The sequence below is a fragment of the Maribacter sp. 2-571 genome (genome assembly GCF_050589625.1).
Taxonomy (GTDB): domain Bacteria; phylum Bacteroidota; class Bacteroidia; order Flavobacteriales; family Flavobacteriaceae; genus Pelagihabitans.
This window is the reverse complement of the sequence record NZ_JBNGOP010000018.1, coordinates 37,975-60,952: the sequence shown is the minus strand read 5'-3', so window position 1 is coordinate 60,952 and position 22,978 is coordinate 37,975. Positions and strand designations below refer to the sequence as shown.

Genomic DNA, 22,978 nt, shown 5'->3' with positions numbered 1-22,978 from the left:
TCTGGTTTAAGGGGTTTTGGTTTGATGGGTGAAATTCTGTTGTACTTTTTGGAGCAGTTGAATGATCTTTTGTTTTTCCTCTTTCGACATGTCCTGCTCCATAATGGTAAGCAATTCCCGTATCACAGGACGGGATTTCTTAAAGATGTCACGTCCCTTTGGGGTTAAAAAAACGCTGTTGCTCCTTCGGTCTTTTTCGGATTGTTTCCTCTTGATATAACCTTTGTCCTCCATTTTGGTAAGCAGTCTGGCAAGGGAAGACTTGTCGCGGTACGTAAGGGATGCCAATTCATTTTGGGTAATGCCATTGTTATCATGCAGCTTCTTTAGTACGATCATCTGTTCTTTGGTGAGGTCGAGCTTATGGCGTACCATCGCCTCTTGGAGATAGTAATCCATAATTTTGGATGTTTTGCCGATGCAAGGGCCAATGGATTGTTCAAAATGGATTTCATCACTTTTCACGGTACGAAGCTAGCTAAAATCGTAAAAGGTTGCAGGTGCAACTATAGTTAAATGTTTATTAAAAATGACAAAATGCTAAACAGTATCGTCCAAATGGTGAACTATGTTGAACACCATTCTTTGTTCTGTGCTGATAAATAACTGATATTTAGATTTTTAGCTTATAAGTGTGAAGGAGGTTAAAATAATAAGTGAATTGGATCCAAGACGCTATTTATGTCTTTGAAACTATAATTTGAAAGTATTTCACCCCGGTAGATTTCTATATTTAGAAGGTGCAACACGTTTTAAGGAGAAAGAGGTGTCGTCGAACGTTCGCAAAACTGTTATAAATGAAGCTGATTTTTTTATGCCTGTATTCGTGGGTGGCCATTCAGTGTTTTCTGGTGGCGGTCGGTTATGCAATGGGAAAACGAAACGTTTTAAAACGTTTGCTATGCTTCTTTTTTTTCCTTGCTGGAGGTTTGGCGGTAGTACACTATACCTATCGTTTTACCGGCTTTTTTATCACTGCTCCGCAATTTGCTTTTTTTCATGATGTGATCGAGCTTTGTTTTGGCCCGTTGATATACGTCTTGAGCTCCTATTGCTATAAGGAACGTATCCTTACCTCCTTGTTCGCCCATTTTGCCCCACCTTTGGCGTATTTGCTCTACTTTGTGGGCGTGAAGTTACAAGTGGCACCTTCTTTTGATCTCGCGGCCTATGTTGCCAGTAACGAACATACCACCTTGGTGTATTTTATATTGTTTTCCTTTTTGTTTTACACCTTTGCCACTTTTCGAAAAATAAAACAGATACGGCAGCGGGGAATGCCGATTTCCTTTCTTTCCGGGGCATGGCTGAATATTTTTTTCATTTTCTTGTTGCTCAAGTCGGTCCATTTGTTGGTGCTCTTTTTTTTCAAGGTGTATTACAACGAATTGTGGTTTGGTAATACGGTGCTTAGAACGGCGGTAGATCTATTGTTCTTTTTGTCGTTGGCCATGGTTTTGATGGCTCAAGAAAATACCTCGTTTTTCAGGCGTTTTTTACGGTTTAAAACGTCGGATATCGGTCAGTTCGAAAGGTTGGGGCAATTGTCGGAACACAATTTTCTGACCATTTCTTCTACGATAGACGAAAAGCATATTCGACAATGTTCGGAAGCCTTGTACCCTCTTATTTATAAGGAAAAAGTATATGTACGTCCCGATTTGGACCAAAAGGCCTTAGCGGCCGCCATTAAAATGCCCTCTCGGCATATTACACGGCTGCTAAATTTTTATTTTCAAACGAATTTCAACGAGTTTATCAATTATTTTAAGGTGAACGAGGCCAAGCGTCTTTTACAACGGCAAAATAGCGCCCCCATAAAAATGCTGAGCATTTCCATGGATTGTGGCTTCAAATCCGAATCGGCCTTTTACGCCAACTTTCGTCGGTTTACCGGAACGACCCCTAAAAAATATCGGGAAAAAAGCTAAAATCCACTTTGCCTCTATTGTTAGTTTAAAGGATGTGCCCAAGTACAACGGTTTGCCCCAAATAAACAGAGCAAACGATTTTCAACAAGTCGTGGAATGCATTTGACCTGTCATGAAAATAGGTCCGTTTACCGCCCACCTTTTTTGGCAACCTTGGCGAAACATTGAGAAAAGATTTCATTCTTTTCTTTACGTCCAAGCACTTCAAATGCCCAGTATATCGGTTAAGGCGCTGTAAACTGTAAGGTCGTATTCCATTGGCTTTGATGCGGATGCTTTTCCAAGTGATCCTTTAAGCCGATTTCCACATCGAAGGTATCGGTAGCAAAGTCCAATCGTATCAGAATGCCGTTTTTACCTTTTTTCAGGGACAGTTCCGTAAAATGGGTTCCGGGCCATTTGCGTTTTTGGTCTTCCGATGTATATACCAACTCATCTTCATGCCATATTTTGGTGTATGCCGTAGTTCCCAGGCAGAGCCATTGCTTTTCATTTTTTTCGCATGTAATTTCCGTGTAGAGGTATACGGTGCGCTCCCCTTTTCCGTAAAAATGGTTGCCTAGTGGGATGTTCATTTCGTTGGGTCGGACTTTGGTAGCCATAAAAGCTTGGTGAAAAAGACTTTTTTCGCTTAGATAGTCCCTTATTTTGGATGGTGTAAGATATTCGGTATCCAAGGCCACCTTATCATGGTTCATATAGCGTGCCGAGGGCAATGCCGATAGTCCATGATCGGGATAGATGGGGTGATGCGGCTCCAAACCGGGGTCGTCCGCTATAAATGGGCCTAATAGCAGCCAACTTCCGTATTGTGGAATTCCGTTTTCTTGTTCGTCAATTTCGGATCCGTTGATACTTACGCTAAGCGTGTAGGGCAAGGTGGTCGCATGTTTTGGTAAGGTTTGTTGGTTTCCGACAAGGGGCAATGTGAGCTGTTTTGTTTGTCCGGCCGGTATACGGAACGCCTCTGAGGCCTCGTTGAGGTATGGCGAAGTGCATGCCAGGAAAACCTCATGTTCCGCATCGGTAACGTTGGTGTATGCGATAGCGAGTTTTCCGGGCATATTTTGCCGTAGATCGGGCGTCTCCAGTACTTCATTGGCAATCAAAAATTGCCGTGCGGGCACGGTGAAGCTATTGTCGGCGGGCCCATCGCCCAAAGCCAAATGCGTGCCAACTTCATTAAAGTGCATACCCGCCTTGCAGGTAAGTTCGGTGAGTTCGGTGATGGTATCGGGGCACGAAATGCCTACGATTTCCGGGCTTACCATAAGCTCATTGCCGACCCGTTCTTTCCATGCCTCCGGAAGCTTTTCATAGCCGACCATAATACCCAATAGCGCTCCCGCGGTCGCTACGATGCAATCGCTATCATGCCCTAAACGTAAGGCATCGATCAGCGAGTCGAATGATTTTCCGCTATGCAATAGGGACAGCACGGTAAAGGCAATGTTCATCGGCGCGGAAGTAAAATCGGCGTCACCGTAGGCACTTTTTATCTTTCCGGCCACAACCTCATAGGAATATTTTGTATTCCAATCCATTACCCTCGCTATCATGTGATAGCAACTGCTATCCGCATCGATAAACGCTAAACTTTGTTTTAAAAGAGTAGGAATATCGGTTTCAAAAAAGGCCAGTGCGGCACAGGCACTAAGGTATTCCTCCGCGGCCACGGAAAAACCGGTATGGTCGACCGTGGAATCCATTTTTGCGTAGGCGGCGGCACGTTCCGGTTGTCCGGGGCATAGCATGCCCCAAAGTTCGCTGCGTATGGGCGACCCCATGCTTTCGTTCCAATACCGATTGTTGTGTTTTCCCGAATCGGGATTGTGAAGGCCCAACATAATGTTTCTTGTTGCGACGCCATATTCGTTCCATGGAAAATCAACATGATTTTTCCAATGTTCGGAAAAATCTCGGGGCATTAAAAGGCTTCCCTTTTTTAACACCATGTCCAACCACAAGATCTGTAGGTCCAGATCATCGTTGGGAAAATTGTTTTCGAACAGGCTATCGGTGAGCGCGATCGTATTAAAGCGTTTGAATCCTTCGATCGGTGCTCCAAGAATGCCCCCGGCGCATTTACCGACCCATCCGCCCAAAACTTTATCATAATATGTATTGTATTCCATTTTTTGCATCGAACATGGCTTTTTATTGGGTTACAATATCTCCTATTTTAGGATTAAGGTACTCTTAAATTGTAAATATGAAGTTTTTAATCGCACCGTTTACCGGTAAAAACGACCCCTGAGGTCTTTTTGCAGGAATCCACGACCAAAATTGTTGTTGTCACGGTGTTTGTAACCCGCGCCGAGCCTTTGGTTTTCGGTAGCCTTAAAATATTAGGCTGTTGCAAGGTGCGCCATATGTATTTTGAAAAATGGGGAACACCTTTATTTATTTCGCCATAACGACCGTTAAGGGCTATGATTTTATAAATTGGGAGAATTTACAGGGGTATTTTCATCAAATTACCGCCTGTTATACAAATACGAACCAAACAAAATAGTTGATGGCGAAAAGCAAAAGATCTCTTGCCGAACAGATGGAAGCGGTAAACGAGTATGAAAGGGAGCCGGTTCCAAAAAAAGCGGTAAAAGGATTCAAGAGTTTTGTGGGCATGGTCGCCGGAGAACATATTGCGGGTACGGAATTTGTTATCGGTCCATTGTTTGTATTGCACGGCGCAGCTGCCACCGACGTTTTTTGGGGACTGCTGTTCGGAAATATTTTGGCCACCTTGAGCTGGGCACTCGTTTGTGCCCCAGCGGCCGTAAAAACACGATTGACCATTTTTTATCAACTCGAAAAGATAAGTGGGGCAGTGCCCGTCGCTATCTACAACTTCGTCAATGGCCTGTTGTATTGCGTTGCCGCCGCAGCCATGATCGGGGTTTCGGCCTCTTCTATCGGTCTGCTGATGAATATTGATGCTCCGGGCCTAACGGATTTCTACACTTCGGATCCACTGTGGATCATGATCATTTTTGGTATCGGTATCGTTATTACCGTAGTGGCCACCTTTGGCTTTGATCGGGTATCGCGCTTTGCCAATATTTTTGCCCCTTGGATGCCCTTGATTTTTTTGGCTGCCGGAATCGCCATGTTGCCGACCTTGGGAGTCACCCACATTTCGGAATTTTGGTCGGTGGCCGAAACCAAAATATGGACAGGAACGCCCGTGGCCGGAGCTACCCAATATTCTTTTTGGCATATTTTGATTTTTGCTTGGCTTTGCAACAGCGCCATGCATATTGGTTTGGGCGATATGTCCATCTATCGGTATGCCAAGAAAGCCAGCTATGGCTTGGCCTCGGCTTTTGGAATGTTCATCGGCCATTTTATGGCGTGGTTGGCCTCCGGTATCCTTTGTGCGGTGGCCTTGCAAAATGGTGTGGACAACCCTTCCCCGGGGCAGATCGCTTTTATGGGTGCGGGTATTGCCGGGGCAATTTGTGTGGTAATCGCCGGGTGGACCACTGCTAACCCGACCATTTACCGTGCAGGACTGGCGGTACAGGCGCTTATGCCCCGATTTAAAAGATGGAAGGTTACCGTGGTCGTCGGTACCACGGCGACACTTTTGGCGTGTTTTCCGGCAATCGTAAGCAAGCTAGACCAGTTTTTAGGTATTTATGCGCTCTGCGCCTCTCCCGTGGGAGCTATTGTACTTGCGGATATTTACCTGTTCCCAAAAATGGGCCTTCAAGAGAATGTTGCCTTTACGACCGGTAGCCGTTTTAACGGAATTTTTATACTGGCCTGGGCACTCTCGATAGCGACGAGCTATATGCTTTATGAAATGACCCATGCGGATTTCTATTTCTTTATGGCCATTCCTGGATTTTTGGCCGGGGGTGTTTTTTATCTGTTGCTTTCCTTGGCCTTTCAAAAAAGGCTGTTTCAAAAACAAGGGGCGTCCACCAATTGATCGTTTTATGAAAAAAGTAATACAAATTGTTTCGTTTTTAGGTCTTGGTTTGACCGTGATACCCAGTTTTTTCGTTTTCGCCGAAATGTTGTCCATCTCGCACTACAAGACCATGATGTTGGTGGGTACGCTCTTATGGCTTTTTTCGGCCCCATTTTGGATCAACGGTACCAAGGATGCCGCTAGCTAAAGGTTTCTGTTAAGTACTGATTTTTCAGATTTCGGAAAGGTATTTGGCACATTGGTCCCCTACTGACCATGTAATTGGGCGACCATATTGGAAGCTAAAGGTTTTAAAGATGTCGAAGAACGGGCATTCCCTATCGAACGCCATCATTTTTTTTAAAATAGTCTTTTAGAAGTTTCCAGCGAGGGGCATTTGTTGTTCTAAGGCTATCGTTTCTATCGGTTATCGACATCTCGGCATCCCATACGCTGGCTTCTCGATAGGAATGATATGCCCACGACCAACCGTACTTCTCAGCGATATCGATGACATCTTTAAGGTATTCCAGTCCGTCTTCACCCGTCCATCTGGGACAGCTGAACTCTCCTACCAAAATGGGGGTGTTCGGATGGTCTTTACTAAACTCGATCAGCTGTTGCTGTTCTCTTTCCAATTGTGTTTTGTTCCATTCCACGTTGTTTAGGGTCGAGGGGTATGGAATAGGATCACCGGGTTCCCATATGTTCTGATGTGTAAATTCCTTTGGGAAATAAGTGTGGGTCTCGATACAACGATTGTCGTCTTGCGGAATTTCGATCAAGTTTATCCCTTTATGGTAGCCCATCATTTTTTTGGTAACGGAATCATAAACTCGGGGCAGGGCATAAACGATGGTGTGTACCGAATCTTTTTCGCGAATGGCCTTGGTCAGTTTTGCATAGAGCAGTCCTACATCCCGAGGGCTCCCTTTTTTAAGATCGATAGGTATTTCCGGTTCGTTCAATAGGTCATACCCGGCAATGACGTTTCCGCGATCGGCATATCTTTCAGCAAGCTCGCTCCAAAAACGGATTAAGATATTGTGCCATTTGAAATCCTGCCAGAAAGGGTCGTTTCCGAGCATTGTCCATTGGTGTTTTGTGCCGGGATAACGGTGTGGGTCGATCAACACGGAAAGCTGGTGTTTTTCGGCCCAATACAATACGGAGTCGAGTTTTTGAAAGGCATTTTGTTGCAGGGCATACGGCGGTTCCAGATTCATTAGGGTGCACATGGGCATGCTCAATCGCATCAGATTGGCACCGCTAATGGCCAGATCGGCAACGTCGTCCTCTTCAATGTTACATCCAATGTTCACACCTCTGTAGGTTTTCCATGCTACCGGACCGGAAACTTTTTTCTCTGTGGGTCTTTCAGTCGGTTCTTTGCAGGAAACGAGCAAAGTCACAGGCAATAAAAAAATGAAAACAGCATTTTTAAAAAGGATCGTCATATCATGTTACGTTTATACCGAAATGAAAACAGGGACCTCAATAGGGTTCGGCGATATGCAATAATACGGTTTAACTCCTTTGAAGGACTGTTATTTTTAAAAATAGAAGGCCGCTATTATGGTTATGGACTAGCTTTGGCCTTCATCCATTGTACCATGCCAAAAACAACTTATAGCAGTACGCTTCTTCTTTTTCTTTTAGCCATTCTGGTCTTGGGTTCCTGTAGTCCGGACAGGAATGTCGGGAACGAAAAAACGCTGTCGAAAAAACGGCAATTGACCCCTTTGGTCAATGTTTTTATCGGAACGGAGCGCGGCGCCGACGAGCATCCGGGCGCTAGGGGAAATACCCATCCGGGGGCTACCGTTCCATGGGGCATGGTGGCGACCGTTCCACAAACGTTCGACTTTACCAAAACGCAATTGGCAACGGGCTATCGGGATGGAATGGACAGTATTTATGGTTTCAGCTGTGTGAACTTTTCGGGCATCGGATGTCCTGCTGGGGGAAGCGTACCGCTCAAATTTTCTTCAGGGCCGTTTGCAGGCGGTAGTATCGGTTCCACCTTTTCCGAACAGGGTGCGCTGCCCGGGTACTATAGTGTTCGATTGACCGATGCGGCCATTTCGGTTGAAACGACCACTACCGTACGTTCTGCAATTTTTCGATTGCAATTGCCAGAAGGACAGAGCAATGTGTTTTTGGACCTGACCGCGCAACAAGGTCATGTTAAGGGAGGGGAGGTACTCGATTATACGGCCAATGCCGTACAAGGGTATCAGCTGGAAGGCTATTTCTGCGGGGCCAATACCATGAGTAAAACCTTCTTTTATACCGAAATGGAACGGGAAGCGGATACGGTTTATGTAGTGTACAACAATAAACGGGATGATAAGTTCGGGCACGACCTGAGCGAGAAACCCAGCGGAATCGTTTTTGAATATCAAAACAAGGGTCCCACCACGTTACAGCTGAAAGTAGGGGTTTCCTTTGTGTCGGAAACCAAGGCAAAAAAAAATTTGAATACGGAACAAAGCGGTTTTGCTTTTGATTCGGTTCGTGAAAAGGCAGGGACCCTTTGGGAAAACGAACTGGGAAAAATTCGGGTTTCGGGAGGTAGGGCCGCCGATGAAACCGTTTTTTACACGGCATTATATCATAGCTTGTTAATGCCGATGACCTTTAGCGATGCCGATGGCGAATTTGTAAAACAAGGTTCTCGAAACGAGATTGGAAAGGCGGAAGGTTATGTACGCTATACCGGTTTCTCGTTATGGGACACCTACCGGACCGTACATCCGTTATTGTCATTGGCCTATCCTAAAAGACAGTCGGACATGGTGCGCTCCATGCTCGGGATGTACCAAGAAGCCGGCCGACTGCCCAAATGGGAAGTTTTTGCACAAGAACCCAATATTATGGTCGGTGATCCCGCGGCAATCGTAATTGCAGATACCCATGCAAAGGGAATTGCCGATTTTGATGTAGCATTGGCCTATAAGGCGATGACGGATCAGGCCGATAGAACGGAAAATAACATGATGCGAAGGGGACTACGGGAGTATTTGGATCTAGGTTATATTGCCATGGACGGTGATTTTGGCAATGTGGCCGATTTTGAATGGAAAAATGGTGTGGTATGGGGCACGGTATCGACAACCATGGAGTTTAACCTAGCGGATTATGGAATAGCCCAAATGGCAAAACGTTTGCAAAAAAAGGATGATTACCAACGGTATTGGAAAAGGGCGCATTCTTTTCTGAAACTTTATGATGCCGATACCGGTTTTATACGGCCCAAAAATAGGGATGGCAGTTGGTACGAACCTTTTGATCCGAAGCGGGCGCTTTGGGACAAAATGAACTTTGGATTGCGTGGTGGCCCCGGTTACGTTGAAGGCGCCGCATGGAATTATCTATTTTCCATCCCCCATGCGATCGATACCCTGCAAAAAACGATGGGCAACGACCGGTTTTTAAAACAATTGAACGCCATTTTTGACGAAGGTCATTTTGATATGACCAATGAACCGGGACTGGGATTCCCGTTTATGTATAATCATACGGCATTAAAACAAACCAAAACCGCTTCCTCTTTGCACCAATGCCTACAGACTTATTTCCGCAATGCGCATAACGGGCTTCCCGGAAACGATGATGCAGGTACCATGTCGGCCTGGGTGGTCTTTGCCATGTTGGGCATATACCCGCATACCCCGGGGAGCCCGGAATACACGCTTACCGTTCCTACTTTTGAGAAGGCCGTTTTGCAGTTAGATCCGGAATATTATCAAGGGGAGTCCATTCAGCTTTACAGGAAGGGCCCCAAATTCGGGCGTATTTCCAAAATGACACGGAACGGAATACCTTTCAACTTTTGGCAGGACCATAATGTTCTTACTTCGGAAAATAGTACGGTCATTATCTATACCGATACCTTGGAACGTGAAAACTAACGGGCCTCAATAGTAGATTTGTAATCGCCCCTGATCGGGTTCCGCCTTCAAAACTTCGTCCCAAGGACGCACGCCGGTGCGATCGGCCCATACTTGCCACTGTTGTTTTATAAGGCGCAACTGTTCTGGATTGTCGGTGGCAAGGTTATGGTTTTCTACCGCGTCGGTCGATAGGTCGTAAAGTTCATCTACATAATCTGGATATAAGCTTACCCATTTCCAATCGCCGATACGGGCGGCGTGGTTGCCCTCATGTTCCCAAAAGAGTCCGGCGTGTGGCTTCCGTTGCGCTCCCCTGAACACCGGAAGGAGACTTTTTCCCTCCATAGGGGTGATGGTGTTGGCGTTATAGGTTTCGGGATAATCCGCTTGGGCAAGTTCCGAAATGGTGGTCATTACATCGATGATATGGGCGGGCTGATCATCAAAACTGCCCTTTGAAATCATCTGGGGATAGTGTACGATAAAAGGGGTTTTTATACCGCCTTCATAGCCCCAATGTTTGAACATGCGATAGGGGCTGTTGCTTACGTTCGCCCAAGGCAGTTTGTAACACCCAAAAGAACCTACTTCGCCAATGGGTGCGTTGAGGTCGGGATTGGAATAATCTTCTCGGGTGCCCCCATTGTCCGACAGGAAAATAATCATGGTATTGTCCAATTCCCCATGTTTCTTCAAGGTAGCTACAAGCCTACCGATCCCTTGGTCCATGGCATCGATCTGCGCTGCATATACGGCCATTCGCAGGTCAAAATCATCCTTTTCCCCTTCCGATAGGGCATCCCATTCGGGCACTTTTGGGTCAATTGGTGAAATAGGGTGGTTTTTGGAAAGGATTCCCAGCTTTTTTTGTTTTTCGAACCGCCGGTTTCGAACCGCTTCGAATCCCTGTCGGTACTTTCCACGGTATTTCTTTATGTCCTCTTCCTTGGCCTGTAAAGGAAAATGTGGGGCCACATGCGCCAAATACAGAAAAAATGGAGCCTCTTCCTGTACCATTTCGGTAACAAACGCACTGGCATGGTCGTTTATGGCATCTGTAGAATAAAAATCGTCCGGTGGTGTTATGATGCTATCGCCCACGGCGATGACCTGATCTCCAGGAAAAGGGTAAAAATAAGCACCGCCATGGTGCGGAAAGCCAAAAAAACGGTCAAATCCTTTTTTGGTAGGCCAGTTTTCAGGGGCATTGCCAACATGCCATTTTCCCGACATGGCGGTCGAATACCCGTTTGCCCTTAACAGTTCCGCTATGGTAATGGCATTCTTGGGAATAAATCCGCCATATCCCGGAAGTTTGCAATCTTCTTGCATAAAACCCATGTTCGCTTGGTGCGGATACAGCCCGGTAAGCAACGATGCGCGGGTAGGGCAACAACGCGATGCGTTGTAAAATTGCGTCATCCGCAGTCCATTTGCCGCTAAATTGTCTAAGGCCGGTGTTGCTATTTCGCTACCATAGGCGCCCAGGTCCGAAAATCCCATATCATCCGCTAGGATGAGAACGATGTTCGGGCGTTCTATTTTGGTTTCCTTGGTTTGTGGCTGCGGCCCACACCCCAGAACACCCAGTAGGAGCAAAGTTGATATAAGTGCGGTAAGGCGGTTGGTTTTTCTTCTAAAATGGCGGGCAATGGTTATCATAGAGCGTTTACTTCAGAATGTGTCCTTTACTTTAAAAGTATTGGTTTCCACGCGATTTGTGTTCTTGCTTTATAATTTCAAAGTGAAAAAGTGAAAAATGTCCTCAAATTCCATATGGATTTTATAGTATTGCCCGCTGCCTTCTTCGGAAATTGATTATCTTTTTGGCATGCTGATCCGTTTAAGGTCTGTTATTTTTATGAGATGGAAGTAGGCTTGTTTACTTGGGGCTTTATTCAATGTTTTGTGGTCGGGGTGCTTATTCCGGTGGTAAAGCGCAACAGGAACAATTATTGGTTGTCCTCCATTTTTATAGCAACGGCATTCAATATTTTGTTTCAGTATTTGCTGAGGTTTACCGATTTAAAGTACCGAAACCCCGAACTTCTTGCCTTGCCCGATGCCTTGGATTGGTTGTTGCCACCCTTGGTACTCATTTATTTACAGAACATTCTTGGGGATTTTTTTGAACCCAAAAAACTGCGATACTTTATACCGCCACTATTGTGGATGGCCTGCATGTTACTTTATATGCTTACAAATCCCGCCTATAGTTTTGACTCCTATATCGGTAGTGCGTTCCATGCGTTTAATTTATCGCTGCTTTTTTTCTGGAAGTGTTCCATTGGCTACACGGGGTACATGTTTTTTAAAAAGCGGGTGATGTACCTAACCAAAAAACAGCGGGTACTCATCGCATGGCCAAAAATTCTGTTGTTCTTTCTTTTTATCCTTTGTTATATCGCATTGGCAAACACCTTAAATGTGTTGTTGGTAGACCCCGCTTATTTGAACGATGTCGCCCGCGAAAACATCCGAATACTTGTAGGTCTTAACTACGTGGTGTTTACATGCTCCATTATTTTGATCACAATCTATTTTGCGTTCAAGTATCCTAAGATCCTTACGGGAAACCCGATTGTAAAACAGGTAGAGGAGGCAGATATTATGGAAGTGGAGGCACATCGTAAAACCTTGGTTTCGTTGATCGAAAATCAAAAAATATACTTGAACACCGAGTTGAACGAGAAAAAACTGGCCGAAGCGATGGGTATCCCTACCCATTCCCTCTCGCGACTTTTAAACGAGCACATGGGGAAATCGTTCAGTGAATACATCAACCATTATCGGATCGAAGAAGCGAAGCGCCTGCTGTTGGATAAGGGAAAAGATGATCTGACCGCATACGCCGTTGCGGTCGATAGCGGTTTTCGGTCAGAATCGGTTTTTTATGTCAACTTCAAAAAAAATACCGGGTATACCCCCATGCAGTTCAAAAAGAACATGTCTTCAAAAGCGGTGTAGTGTTCATATTGTTTTTTTGTTTTCGCCTTACTATCGGTTCAAGACTATTTTTTAGTCTGCGCTTTTAAATCGCTCTTCCCTCGATCGAATAGGTTTTCTATGGGAATGACGGGTACGTTATAAAACATCCCATGAAAAAGTGTAACGGTATCAATTCCCGGCAATAATCACGACCTCCGATAAACTGCTATGGTAATGTATGTTTTAAGGAAGCATCAGAGGTGGTAACTAAGCCTTGAAATTCGGATAAAGTTTAGTCAATAAATTGATATACAATATTTTAAAGGTTTGTCCTGAGTTTTAATTTTGATTCCTGAGTTTTATTTCATCGCTCCGATAGTGTTTGCATTGCAGATTATTTAGTTTTCGACCTGTTTTAGGGCTGAAAATCGATAATACGATAATTAAACAATCTAAATAATGCGGATATGAAAAAATTACTATTTTTTTGGTTATGTCTGGGTGTAGCCACCTTTTCCTTTGCACAAAATCCTTTCTGGCAATCCTTAAATCCGGGGGCCGGTGGCAGGGTACAGGCGTTGAGCGCGGACGATTCGGATCCTGGTCGTTTGTTCTTCGCTTCCGATGTGGAAGGGTTTTATGTCAGCGACGATTATGGCGAGAATTGGATATACGGTGATAAAAATCGCGAACTTCCTTCCGCTTTTATTCAAAAGGCTATCGGCCGGGGCAATACCATTTATGTCGGGCATGGATTGGGTCTTAGTTTTAGTACGAACGGCGGCAGCAACTACCAATTGGTTCCCCAAACCAAGAACCTTATTATTTCTGCTATTGAAATCGACCCTAACGACGCAAACAATGTTTATGCAGGGTTCGGGAACCAAGACAACAACGGTACCACAAGGCTCTATCCTTGGGCCGATTTTAAAACTTGGAACGGTGGAGGGGAGGCCTATGTAAAGGCCAATACCCCTCGTGCGGTCTATTATACTACTAACGGGGGTTCCAGCTGGCAGGTGAGCAATTGGGCCTCCACACCAGGGGACGGTAGGGTGTATTCCATAGAAGTAGACCCTACCAATTCAAATGATGTGCTTATGGCGAATGCCGACGGTCTGTACCGTTCCGCGAACAAGGCCTCTAGTTGGTCAAAGATCAATGGCCCATCGGGAGTGGATGTGGAAACGTGTTGGGGAGCCGATTTCACCCCTGATGGCAACTTTATCTATGCCATCTTTCGAAAGAACAACTTTTCAAGGGTTTTTGTAAAAGCGTATCCCAATGGGGCATGGCAAGATGTGGGAAAAGGGCCTTGGAGCGACTTTAACAACGGCAATACCGCGCAACCGGTTTATATGTGGCGTCCACAGGTATATCAGGGGAGCAGTGTCGGCGAACATTTTGTAATGTTTTCGCAGCTTACCCAAAATCCTGCAAACAAGCTGATCGAAGCACGTTTTACGGTTTCTGGAAACACGGTGTCGCAAGGGGAATATAATATTGTTTTCGGTTATGACGACGGCCGTGATATCGCAAATGGCGGAGTGTCATATGATATTGGCTGGAACCCATATCGAAGTGGGGTAAGGCATACTGCCTATTTTCCTGACAACTGGCCCTTCAACGCCGACAATCCTTTTGTTCGAGGTGTTTTTGCAATGTCGCAACAAAGCTTTTTTAAGGGTGACGCCGCAAATGGAAACACCGATTGGAAAGTGATCAACACCGGATATACGAAAAATATTGGGGGTCAGAATTTTCACAGGGACCGGGGAGCGGCTTCCACGTTTACCTATGACGTGGCCGCATACCAGAATTATATGATACAGGGACAGGCCGATAATGGCGTTGTCGAAAGCTGGGACGGTGGAATGTCGTGGCGGCAAACGATTATGTTTCAAGACCCCGCAGGACTCACCGATGCGCATGGGGTAGAGGTTATTGAGCGGCCCAATGGAGGTCGCGTCGTTTTGGTTAGCGCCTCCAAAGGTTTTGGTGGCGGCAATCGTGCCGAAGGGGCCTATTTTCTATACAAGGATTTAGACCTTAGCGGTCCCGATGGAACCAATGACGGGTTTGAGGTCATTAAAACGGCCGCAACAAGTTCCGCAAGTGCGGTAGGCCTGCCCAACAGTAGAATTTGGCAATTCCATCAAGACCCCAACAACCTGAGCCGATTATACGTCGGTACGGAAAAAGGAATTTATGTTTGTGACGATTTTTTCGATTTGATCGCTGGTGGGAATACTACTTTTCGCGATATCAATGGTTCGAACGGTGCGGCAAACACCCGTAGTTTTGTAGAAGGGTTTACGTTTCAGGCCGATAATAGCAATATCCTGTATTATCAATGTGGTACCGGGGTATGGCGTGGGGTGCGGTCCGGTACCGATTATTCCTGGACACAGATGACCCGCGGAGGGGATATTGGCAATGGTAGCCAAACCAATTTGTTGCAGCGCGGTGGGGTCGCTTCCGTTAATAAGGGTGGTACGACCTATACCTATACGGTTACTAGGGATGACGGTCTTGTTAGGACCAACGGCAATGCCAACGTATTTGAGAAAGTAGCCTTGAGCCAAGCGGATGCCGTGGCCGTGACGGGTCAGCCCGCTTGGTGGGCCGATTTTACCGCTACCGATGAGAGACAGGTGCAGATCGGGGATTTTGTAGCGGTAGGCGACCGGTTGTACGTGCCCTTGCAAAAATGGGAACAGTTTAAAGTAGGATATGGGGTGGTACGGGGTACCGTTCAAAACAATGGTGATGTAGTATGGGAAGATTGGTCCGCCGATGTGGAATATCCCGTAGTTCGGCAGGTAAAGTATTATGAAAATACCAATGGGACGCCAAAAATTCTAATGGCCACGCGCGGGAACGGCGTAGCGGCACGAAAAACAAATGGCCAGCGTGGCGACACCAAACCCGCCATCCGCGATGATATCCAGCTGGTGCTCCCCCCGTCGGAATTTCCGATTTTTACCGATAATTTTCCAGCCCGGAACCTTTTGTGGGAAGGAGTGGATAGTGCTACTAGTGATGTTCAAACATCGGCCAGCAACGCTCAAGCTTCCGAAGGCAACACTTCACAGTTTGTGTTGGGCCTCAATAAGAGTCGGCCGGGAGATCGTCCGGCTTTAGTGGTTGGCTTCGACCCGATAAAGGCTTCCGGTGGAACGGTGTTGATCGACCTCCAGGGAATAGGTTCGGCCATGAACCTGATCAACATTAAGTTGTTGGACAAGTTTAACGGGTCGGTCGATCTAAACGCTTTGATTACCGCACCGGCCAACCGATTCGAAACGTTTAGGGTTCCTATCAGCGGAGGTACATTAAACCCCGATGAATTTAATAGGATACAGATCGAAACTTTTGGAAACGAAGCTACCGATCGTTTGTATATCGATAACATTCTTATCGAAGGTGAAGGCATCGCCTATAGCACTACGGGATCGATCCAAGTGGAAAGCGTTGCCGTAAATCCGAATACGCTAACGTTGGTGGAAGGGGAAACGTTTACCATTACCGATATTACCGTGTTACCAAATAATGCGCCCAATAGAAATACCTCGGTGGCTACCAATAGTTCATTGAATGTTTCGGTAAACGGAAAGGTATTGACCGCAAATGCTTCCGGAACGGCTACCATAACGGTTGCAAGCCAGTCAAATCCAAATGTTTTTGACACGATCGAAGTGGTCGTTCAAGAACCTGCCGGAGCGGTGGTGAACATTCCCAATGGCATATATACCATTCAAAACAAGGCCACCGGGAAATTCATACGGTCGACCAATGCGAATGCGAATTCAAATTTAAGGGCAGACCGCAACAGTGGAAATGGGGATGCATTAAAATGGTCCAAGACGGACGCCGGAGACGGGTACTTGTTTTTGGGGAGTGTGTTTGCCGAGGGGAGGCGTATTCGGGGCAGAAGCGGTCTCAATTCCAACGTGCGGCAGTTTACGGCAACCAATAGTGCCAACAGATCTCAGTGGATCGCAACGGATACGGGAGACGGCGATGGCTCTGTTTTTCTGACCAACAAAGCTACCGATTACCAGATGAGGCCCGCTTCCAATTCCGGGACCAACCTGATTTCCGGAGCTGCCGATAATGGAAACCTGAACAAATGGGTGTTCGTCCTAGAAGATGGGAATTCCAATGTCGCGGTATCCGGGGTGAGCCTTTCCCCGGGAAGTACCAGTTTGGATATCGGGAATTCCATCGACCTTGTTGCTGCGATAAGTCCTACCAACGCCAGTAACCAAAACCTATCCTATAGTTCCTCCAATACGGCGGTTGCAACGGTAAATGCCTTTGGTAGGGTAACCGCCGTTTCTGAGGGGAATGCTACAATATCGGTAACCACCGATGAAGGTGGCTTCACCGATACGGCCACTGTTATAGTTTTGGAAGGGAACGGTCTGGGCAATGGTGATTGTAATGCCACGAGTCCGGCAGGGAAACCCGACCCGCCTTGTCAAGTCCGGGCAGAAGTGCTATCGTCCTCAAGTGTGCGGTTGTTGTGGAAGGATAATGCCAATAACGAGACCGGCTTCGACATTCAGGCATTTCGGGCCGGAGATCAGTATCGCGGAGGCGGTTTGCCCGATGCAGGAGTAAACGATGAGGCCATTGTATTATCAGGGTTGAGCGGCACTACATATACCTTTAGGATCAAGGCCGTAAATTCTCAGGGTGGCTCTGTTTGGGTGGAGACCGACCCGGTCAATTTGGGTATTGCCAGTTTTACCGCCCTATTACCCGAGCAACGGTCATCGGAAATACAACTTTTTCCAAACCCGGTCAAAAATTCCTTTTCTATTGTTGGTCCTTCGAATGCAGCTTTCTATAGTATTTTCGATATGGCAGGTCGTAAGGTGAAATCCGGTAGGTTGAACGGGGATGGAAAGGAAACAAAGGTGAACGTGGTATCCCTTAAGACAGGAATATATGCTTTAAAGGTCGGGGGGCAACGTTTTAAAATGGTCGTTCAAAAGTAGTTTCCGAAAAAGCACTGTAAAAAACCTTTTGTTTGTTTGGGTCCTGCTTCCTCACTGGTAGGGCCCTTCTTTTCATGATAAACGCTAGTAAAAAGTATGGAATGAAGTAGGTACTGCTCCCAAGGATGGCATCGGTAGACCACCCCGTCTATGGCATGGTCCGGTTTGGTCATGCCACTTTAATTTTCAGGGTATCCCTTTTTAAGTTCCATCAATGGCTTTTCGTTTATAGGAAACCGGTAGTCGTAAAGGGGTGCTCGGGAAAAACGTTGAAGCGAACATATAGTTTATAGGTCGGTAGTACATTCTAACGCCCTAAGCTTGTAATTATGATGGGTGTTAAACAATATGAAATATGTTTTGATGAATCTTAACATTAATTGAGAAGAAATAGTATCAGTTGGAAGATTATCATAAAAATTAACGGTAAACAAAATGAAAAGCCGTATTTGCTTAGTAAATGGCTAAAAATGAGTGCTATTTTTAAAAATAATATAAATTTTAGTAGTTTTGTTTAGGTGTATTTTGATGAAATCTTTTAAAATTGCGAATAAAATAGAAGATTCGTGATAGATAAATGAAAAAATTTGATCACCGTAGCATGGTGTTTTAACATAAATTTACCAACTGTGTATTATTTTGTTTAAGGAATACATGAAATCAATCACAATTACTAACTAATTCAATTCATTATGATTAAGAACCACTATTATCAGTGGACTACGCGATTTAAGAAAGGAATGCTGTTCCGTTCTGTGGCGTTAGCATCCATGTGTGTTTGTTTTGGGGTTTATGGCGCCAATGCGAATGCTCTAGAAAATGAGGGGCATTTCGAGAAGGAAATCGAATTGCAAAGCACGATCACCGGTACGGTCGTCGATGAAACGGGAACGCCTTTGCCTGGTGCAAGTATCGTTGTTAAGGGCACTACTAACGGTACCCAAACCGATTTTGATGGAAATTTTACCATCGATGCCGATAGCAATGCCACCTTGGTGGTCAGCTATATCGGATATGCAACACAAGAGGTTGCCGTAAACGGACAGACCACCGTCAACATTAGTTTGGCGGAAGACGCCAACGTGTTGGAAGAAGTGGTTCTGGTAGGGTACGGAACACAAAGCAGGGCTTCGGTAACCAATGCCATTTCATCGGTAAGTAGTGAAGACCTTGTGCAAACGCCTGCCGTCGGTGTCCAGCAAGCATTGCAAGGACGTGCCGCAGGGGTACAGGTAACCAATAGTGGTGCGCCGGGTTCCAATCCATTGGTCACCATCAGGGGATTGGGGACGTTTGGGAACAACCAGCCACTTTTTGTGGTAGACGGAGTTCCAACGAATAGTTTGAACAGTATCCCTCCCAGTTCCATAGAATCCGTGGAAATTTTAAAGGATGCCTCGAGTGCCGCGATTTATGGTTCCCGAGCCTCCAACGGGGTAGTATTGATCAAAACAAAGGCCGGTAGGTCCGGTAAGCCTCGTTTATCGTTTACGACTTTTTCAGGACTTTCTACCAATACCAAAACATTGGACGTTTTGAATGCCAGGGAGTATATCGAATATGCCAGGACTTCATACGATGCCGATGCCGGTACCCCGGGAAGGCAGTTGCCGCAAACCTTGCAGCCCGATGTTGTTAATCCGGCGGTCGATACCGATTGGCAAGATGCCGTATTACGAACCGGATTATGGCAAAATTATGACCTTGAGGCCTCCGGTGGTAACGAAAATGCGAAATACAGTGTTCGTACAGGTTACTTGAAGCAAGAAGGAACCACACTTCAAACCGATTTTGAACGATATACCGTCGGTGTAAATTCCACCTTGAACCTTAGTGATAAGATCAGTGTGGGCCAAACGATGAACCTTGGTCTTTCCACCCAGAACCAACAGGGAAGCGCGGGTGCCAGTTCCGTATTGGTCAACGCATTGCGTTTTGATCCTACCAAACCGGTATTTGACAACGAAACGAATTTCTTTTCCGAGATTACGACTTCCGTAGATGGGCAGGATGCAGAAAACCCGGTTCGTATTTTAAGCAACGGTAGTTCTGTTTTTGCAACTACCCAAATTGTTGGATCTATTTTCGGTTCTTATGAAATTTTACCCGGACTTACCTATAAACTTACAGTAGGTTTGGACCTGTCGCATAATGAGCAAGACCAATTTTTCAAATCGATTCCAACGGGATCGCGTCAACGATTGGAATCGGAAACACGTAAAAGAAGACAAAAGTCTTTGACTACGGTGATTACCAATACCTTGAACTATAATAGGACGATCAGCGAAAAACACAATATTGGCATTTTGGCCGGTTACGAGCGCAACAAGTCCAACTTTAACCAAGTATTTGGCTTTACCGCAAACAGTCTTACCGATGTTGTAGAGAACTTTAATCCGGGAGATGTTCGGGATTTATCGAGTTTCGAGAGTGAAAACAATCTACAATCCGTATTCGGTCGGGTCGATTATGATTTTGACAAAACCTTTTTACTGTCCGGTTCCATCAGGGCCGATGGTTCCTCTAGGTTCCCTACCGATCGGCAATGGGGTTATTTTCCTTCCGCTTCGGCAGGTGTGAACTTCGCCAATCTTCCTTTTTTAGAGGGTAACGAATTGATATCGGCCTTAAAGTTACGTGGTAGCTGGGGTATTACCGGAAACAATAACATTGGTGATTACAGGTTCCAGACCGGATTGTTAACGGATTTCAACTATGTGATCGACGGGGCGTTGGTCAGTGGTACACGACCTGCACGTATCCCTAACGAACTGTTGCAATGGGAAGAGTCCACATCATTGAACCTCGGTATCGATCTTGGTTTTTGGAACAACGCTTTAACCGCTTCCGTAGACTACTTTAATAACGAAAGTGACGGGTTGTTGCTTTCCGTTCCATTGCGTTCCTCATTAGGGGCAACCGATGCAAATCAGATACAAAACGTTGGGGGAACCGAGTTTTCCGGTATGGAATTTAACCTAGGTTACCGCGGTAGTAGCGGAGATTTCAACTGGGGCGCCAATGCCAATGCTACGGTAAACCTTTCTCAAGAAGTTACTTCTTTGGGTCCGGTCGAAGCCGTGCTTCAGGGGAACGTACTACAGCAAAATGTGAACAGATTGTTTGTGGGCGAGGCACCGCTACACTTTTTTGGATACCAGACGGACGGTATCTTCCAAACCAATACGGAAGTAGCGGCCCATGCCACACAGAACGGTGCCGAACCAGGTAACGTAAGGTTTGTCGATACCAATAACGATGGTGTGGTCAATGCTGAAGATCGTGTAGTTATCGGAAATCCGAACCCGGACTTTACGTTGAACTTCGACGTAAACCTCAGTTATAAAAACATCGACCTGTCCATTATCATGAATGGCGTATACGGAGTGGATATTTACAATGGTCTTCGTGCACAATTGGAGCAGCAGGCACGATTGTTCAACACGACTACTGCGATCTTGAACAGATGGTCGCCGACCAATCCTTCCCAAACCGTTCCGAAGGCAACACCTGGTTTTACAGGAAACGAATTGACTTCCGATAGGTTTATCGAAGATGGGTCGTATACCAGAATACGTGATATTACATTGGGATATTCCATACCTGATGATGTTTTGGGTAAATTTGTAAACGGCTTGGTCAGTAACCTACGTTTCTACGTTAGTGGGCAAAACCTCTTTACATTTACCGATTATTCGGGATATGATCCAGAAGTTGCACCGACCCTTCAGAGTGGTACAACGGTAGGTTTGAATATCGATCAGGGAGTATACCCACAGCCTAGAACTATTTTAGCGGGACTTCAAGTTCAATTTTAAAAAAAAAATTATGAATACTAAGAAAATCACTTTAACATGTATGGCCGTGCTGTTTAGCATCATCGGCTGTAAGGAAGAAGAGTTAGATCTTCAGGATCCCAACGTGATCGTTACCGAAACCTTCTTTAAGAATTCGGGAGAACTGCGCTCTGCGGTAAATGGGGCCTACGCGTTTTTGCAATCCCAGGGAATGTACGGTCGGATCGGATTCTTTCTGTACGATAACCTGTCTCAGGAAAATTTGGGGACCGATGCCTTACAAGGCGGACTTAAAGCGTTCATGGACTATACTTACGATCCGTCCGTGGGAGAGTTTTTCACCTTTTGGCAGTCGGCCTACCGCGGTATTGCCGGTTGTAACTTTGTTTTGGAAGCTGCCGAGAACGGTATTATCGAGAACATCGATCAAGGGGAAATCGACCAACGTTTGGGAGAAGTTCGTTTTTTAAGAGCGCTCTACTACTTTAATTTGACCAACCTTTGGGGAGATGTACCGCTTCAGACGACCACCTCCAGTGATTCTTCCGGGGCCAAGGCCACGCAGGAAGAAATCTATAACATCATTTTTGACGACCTGACCTTTGCCGTTGCCAATCTTCCTGCAAAGGGAGATACCGAAAACGGAAGGGCGACCAAAGGTGCGGCGCAGGCCTTAAAAGGGAAAGCGCACTTGTTCCGAGGCGAATGGGCAGAAGCAAAAGCGGAATTTGACGCTATTACCGGATACAGCATCGAAGGTGTTGATCTTAGGGATAACGGTAACGAAGCGGGCGAGTTTAACAATGAGTCTATTTTTGAGATCAACTACGACAAGCAGATCGGGGGGAACCAATGGAACTCCACCGGTAATGGTATCGCAGAAACGACTTTTAGAGGAATTGAATACGCTCCTACAAACTTTGCCAATATCATCGTCCGACCTTCATTGTTCGGGGAATACGAGTCCGATGATCCACGTATCCAAGCCTATTTTTATCAAAATGGGGATTCGTATAACAATGGGGAGTTGACGTTTAGTAATTTGACTGCTGTGGTATGGAGGAAGTACCAGAATTTAGACGTACAACCTCAAGATGGTTTTGATTATAGCGGAATCAACTTTCGGGTACTTCGCTATGCGGATGTATTATTGATGTTGGCCGAAGCGGAGAACGAGCTAGGAAATACAGCGCGTGCCATCAGCCTCATGAACGAAGTGCGTACAAGGGCCGGGATGCCTTTGTATGGAACTGCCGAAATGAATGGAAGAGGTTTTCCGGTTGGGAACTCAAGTCAAATTTTTGACGCCTTGGTCCACGAACGTGCCGTAGAACTGTCCGGAGAACAGATTCGTTTCCTTGATTTAAAACGTTGGGGCCTGGCTGCAGATGTTATCGAAGGGTTCCAGGTAGGGAAACATGAGTTTTTACCGATTCCACAAAGGGAAATCGATGCAAATCCAGACCTGACCAATGCCGATCAGAATCCTGGATATTAATAA

At 45.8% G+C, this 22,978-nt stretch carries 12 protein-coding genes; 8 read left to right on the top strand and 4 right to left on the bottom strand.

Annotated features, from left to right (window positions below; genetic code table 11):
* Positions 1–6: 6 nt before the first annotated feature.
* The gene (locus ACRD7P_RS13660) at positions 7–399 is read right to left on the bottom strand and encodes a MarR family winged helix-turn-helix transcriptional regulator (protein WP_430908192.1); all 393 of its coding nucleotides are present in this window, start codon (positions 397–399) and stop codon (positions 7–9) included.
* 398 nt (positions 400–797) lie between these two features.
* Between ACRD7P_RS13660 and ACRD7P_RS13655 the strand changes: the two genes are divergently transcribed.
* Positions 798–1,931, top strand: coding sequence for a helix-turn-helix domain-containing protein (locus tag ACRD7P_RS13655; RefSeq protein WP_430908191.1), 1,134 nt, complete (start codon positions 798–800; stop codon positions 1,929–1,931).
* Positions 1,932–2,155: 224 nt separating this feature from the next.
* Here ACRD7P_RS13655 and ACRD7P_RS13650 read toward each other — a convergent pair whose 3' ends face one another.
* Positions 2,156–4,066, bottom strand: coding sequence for an ADP-ribosylglycohydrolase family protein (locus tag ACRD7P_RS13650; protein WP_430908190.1), 1,911 nt, complete (start codon positions 4,064–4,066; stop codon positions 2,156–2,158).
* 383 nt (positions 4,067–4,449) lie between these two features.
* Here ACRD7P_RS13650 and ACRD7P_RS13645 point away from each other — a divergent pair, with 383 nt between their 5' ends.
* Positions 4,450–5,868, top strand: a complete 1,419-nt coding sequence (locus tag ACRD7P_RS13645; RefSeq protein WP_430908189.1) for a purine-cytosine permease family protein — start codon at positions 4,450–4,452, stop codon at positions 5,866–5,868.
* Positions 5,869–5,875: 7 nt separating this feature from the next.
* A complete protein-coding gene (locus ACRD7P_RS13640; protein ID WP_430908188.1) occupies positions 5,876–6,058 on the top strand; it encodes a hypothetical protein in 183 nt (60 codons plus the stop codon).
* Between the two features lie 130 nt (positions 6,059–6,188).
* On the opposite strand, the gene ACRD7P_RS13635 is transcribed toward ACRD7P_RS13640, so the two are convergent.
* The gene (locus ACRD7P_RS13635; RefSeq protein ID WP_430908187.1) at positions 6,189–7,307 is read right to left on the bottom strand and encodes a glycoside hydrolase family 5 protein; all 1,119 of its coding nucleotides are present in this window, start codon (positions 7,305–7,307) and stop codon (positions 6,189–6,191) included.
* Positions 7,308–7,310: 3 nt separating this feature from the next.
* On the opposite strand from ACRD7P_RS13635, the gene ACRD7P_RS13630 reads away from it, so the two are divergent.
* Complete coding sequence (locus ACRD7P_RS13630; protein ID WP_430908186.1) at positions 7,311–9,764, top strand: GH92 family glycosyl hydrolase; 2,454 nt, start codon at positions 7,311–7,313, stop codon at positions 9,762–9,764.
* Between the two features lie 6 nt (positions 9,765–9,770).
* Here the strand turns inward: ACRD7P_RS13630 and ACRD7P_RS13625 are convergent, their stop codons facing one another.
* Positions 9,771–11,408: an arylsulfatase gene (locus ACRD7P_RS13625; RefSeq protein ID WP_430908185.1), complete on the bottom strand. Its 1,638-nt coding sequence runs from the start codon at positions 11,406–11,408 to the stop codon at positions 9,771–9,773.
* Between the two features lie 204 nt (positions 11,409–11,612).
* Between ACRD7P_RS13625 and ACRD7P_RS13620 the strand changes: the two genes are divergently transcribed.
* The 4 genes from ACRD7P_RS13620 to ACRD7P_RS13605 all read left to right on the top strand — a co-directional run bounded on the left by ACRD7P_RS13620 (position 11,613) and on the right by ACRD7P_RS13605 (position 22,975).
* Positions 11,613–12,713 (top strand): helix-turn-helix domain-containing protein, encoded by a 1,101-nt coding sequence (locus tag ACRD7P_RS13620; protein ID WP_430908184.1) that lies wholly within the window; start codon positions 11,613–11,615, stop codon positions 12,711–12,713.
* 428 nt (positions 12,714–13,141) lie between these two features.
* Positions 13,142–17,680, top strand: a complete 4,539-nt coding sequence (locus ACRD7P_RS13615; RefSeq protein ID WP_430908183.1) for an Ig-like domain-containing protein — start codon at positions 13,142–13,144, stop codon at positions 17,678–17,680.
* Between the two features lie 692 nt (positions 17,681–18,372).
* Positions 18,373–21,498: a SusC/RagA family TonB-linked outer membrane protein gene (locus ACRD7P_RS13610; protein ID WP_430908182.1), complete on the top strand. Its 3,126-nt coding sequence runs from the start codon at positions 18,373–18,375 to the stop codon at positions 21,496–21,498.
* A 10-nt stretch (positions 21,499–21,508) separates the two neighbouring features.
* Complete coding sequence (locus ACRD7P_RS13605; protein ID WP_430908181.1) at positions 21,509–22,975, top strand: RagB/SusD family nutrient uptake outer membrane protein; 1,467 nt, start codon at positions 21,509–21,511, stop codon at positions 22,973–22,975.
* The last annotated feature ends 3 nt before the right edge of the window (positions 22,976–22,978 follow it).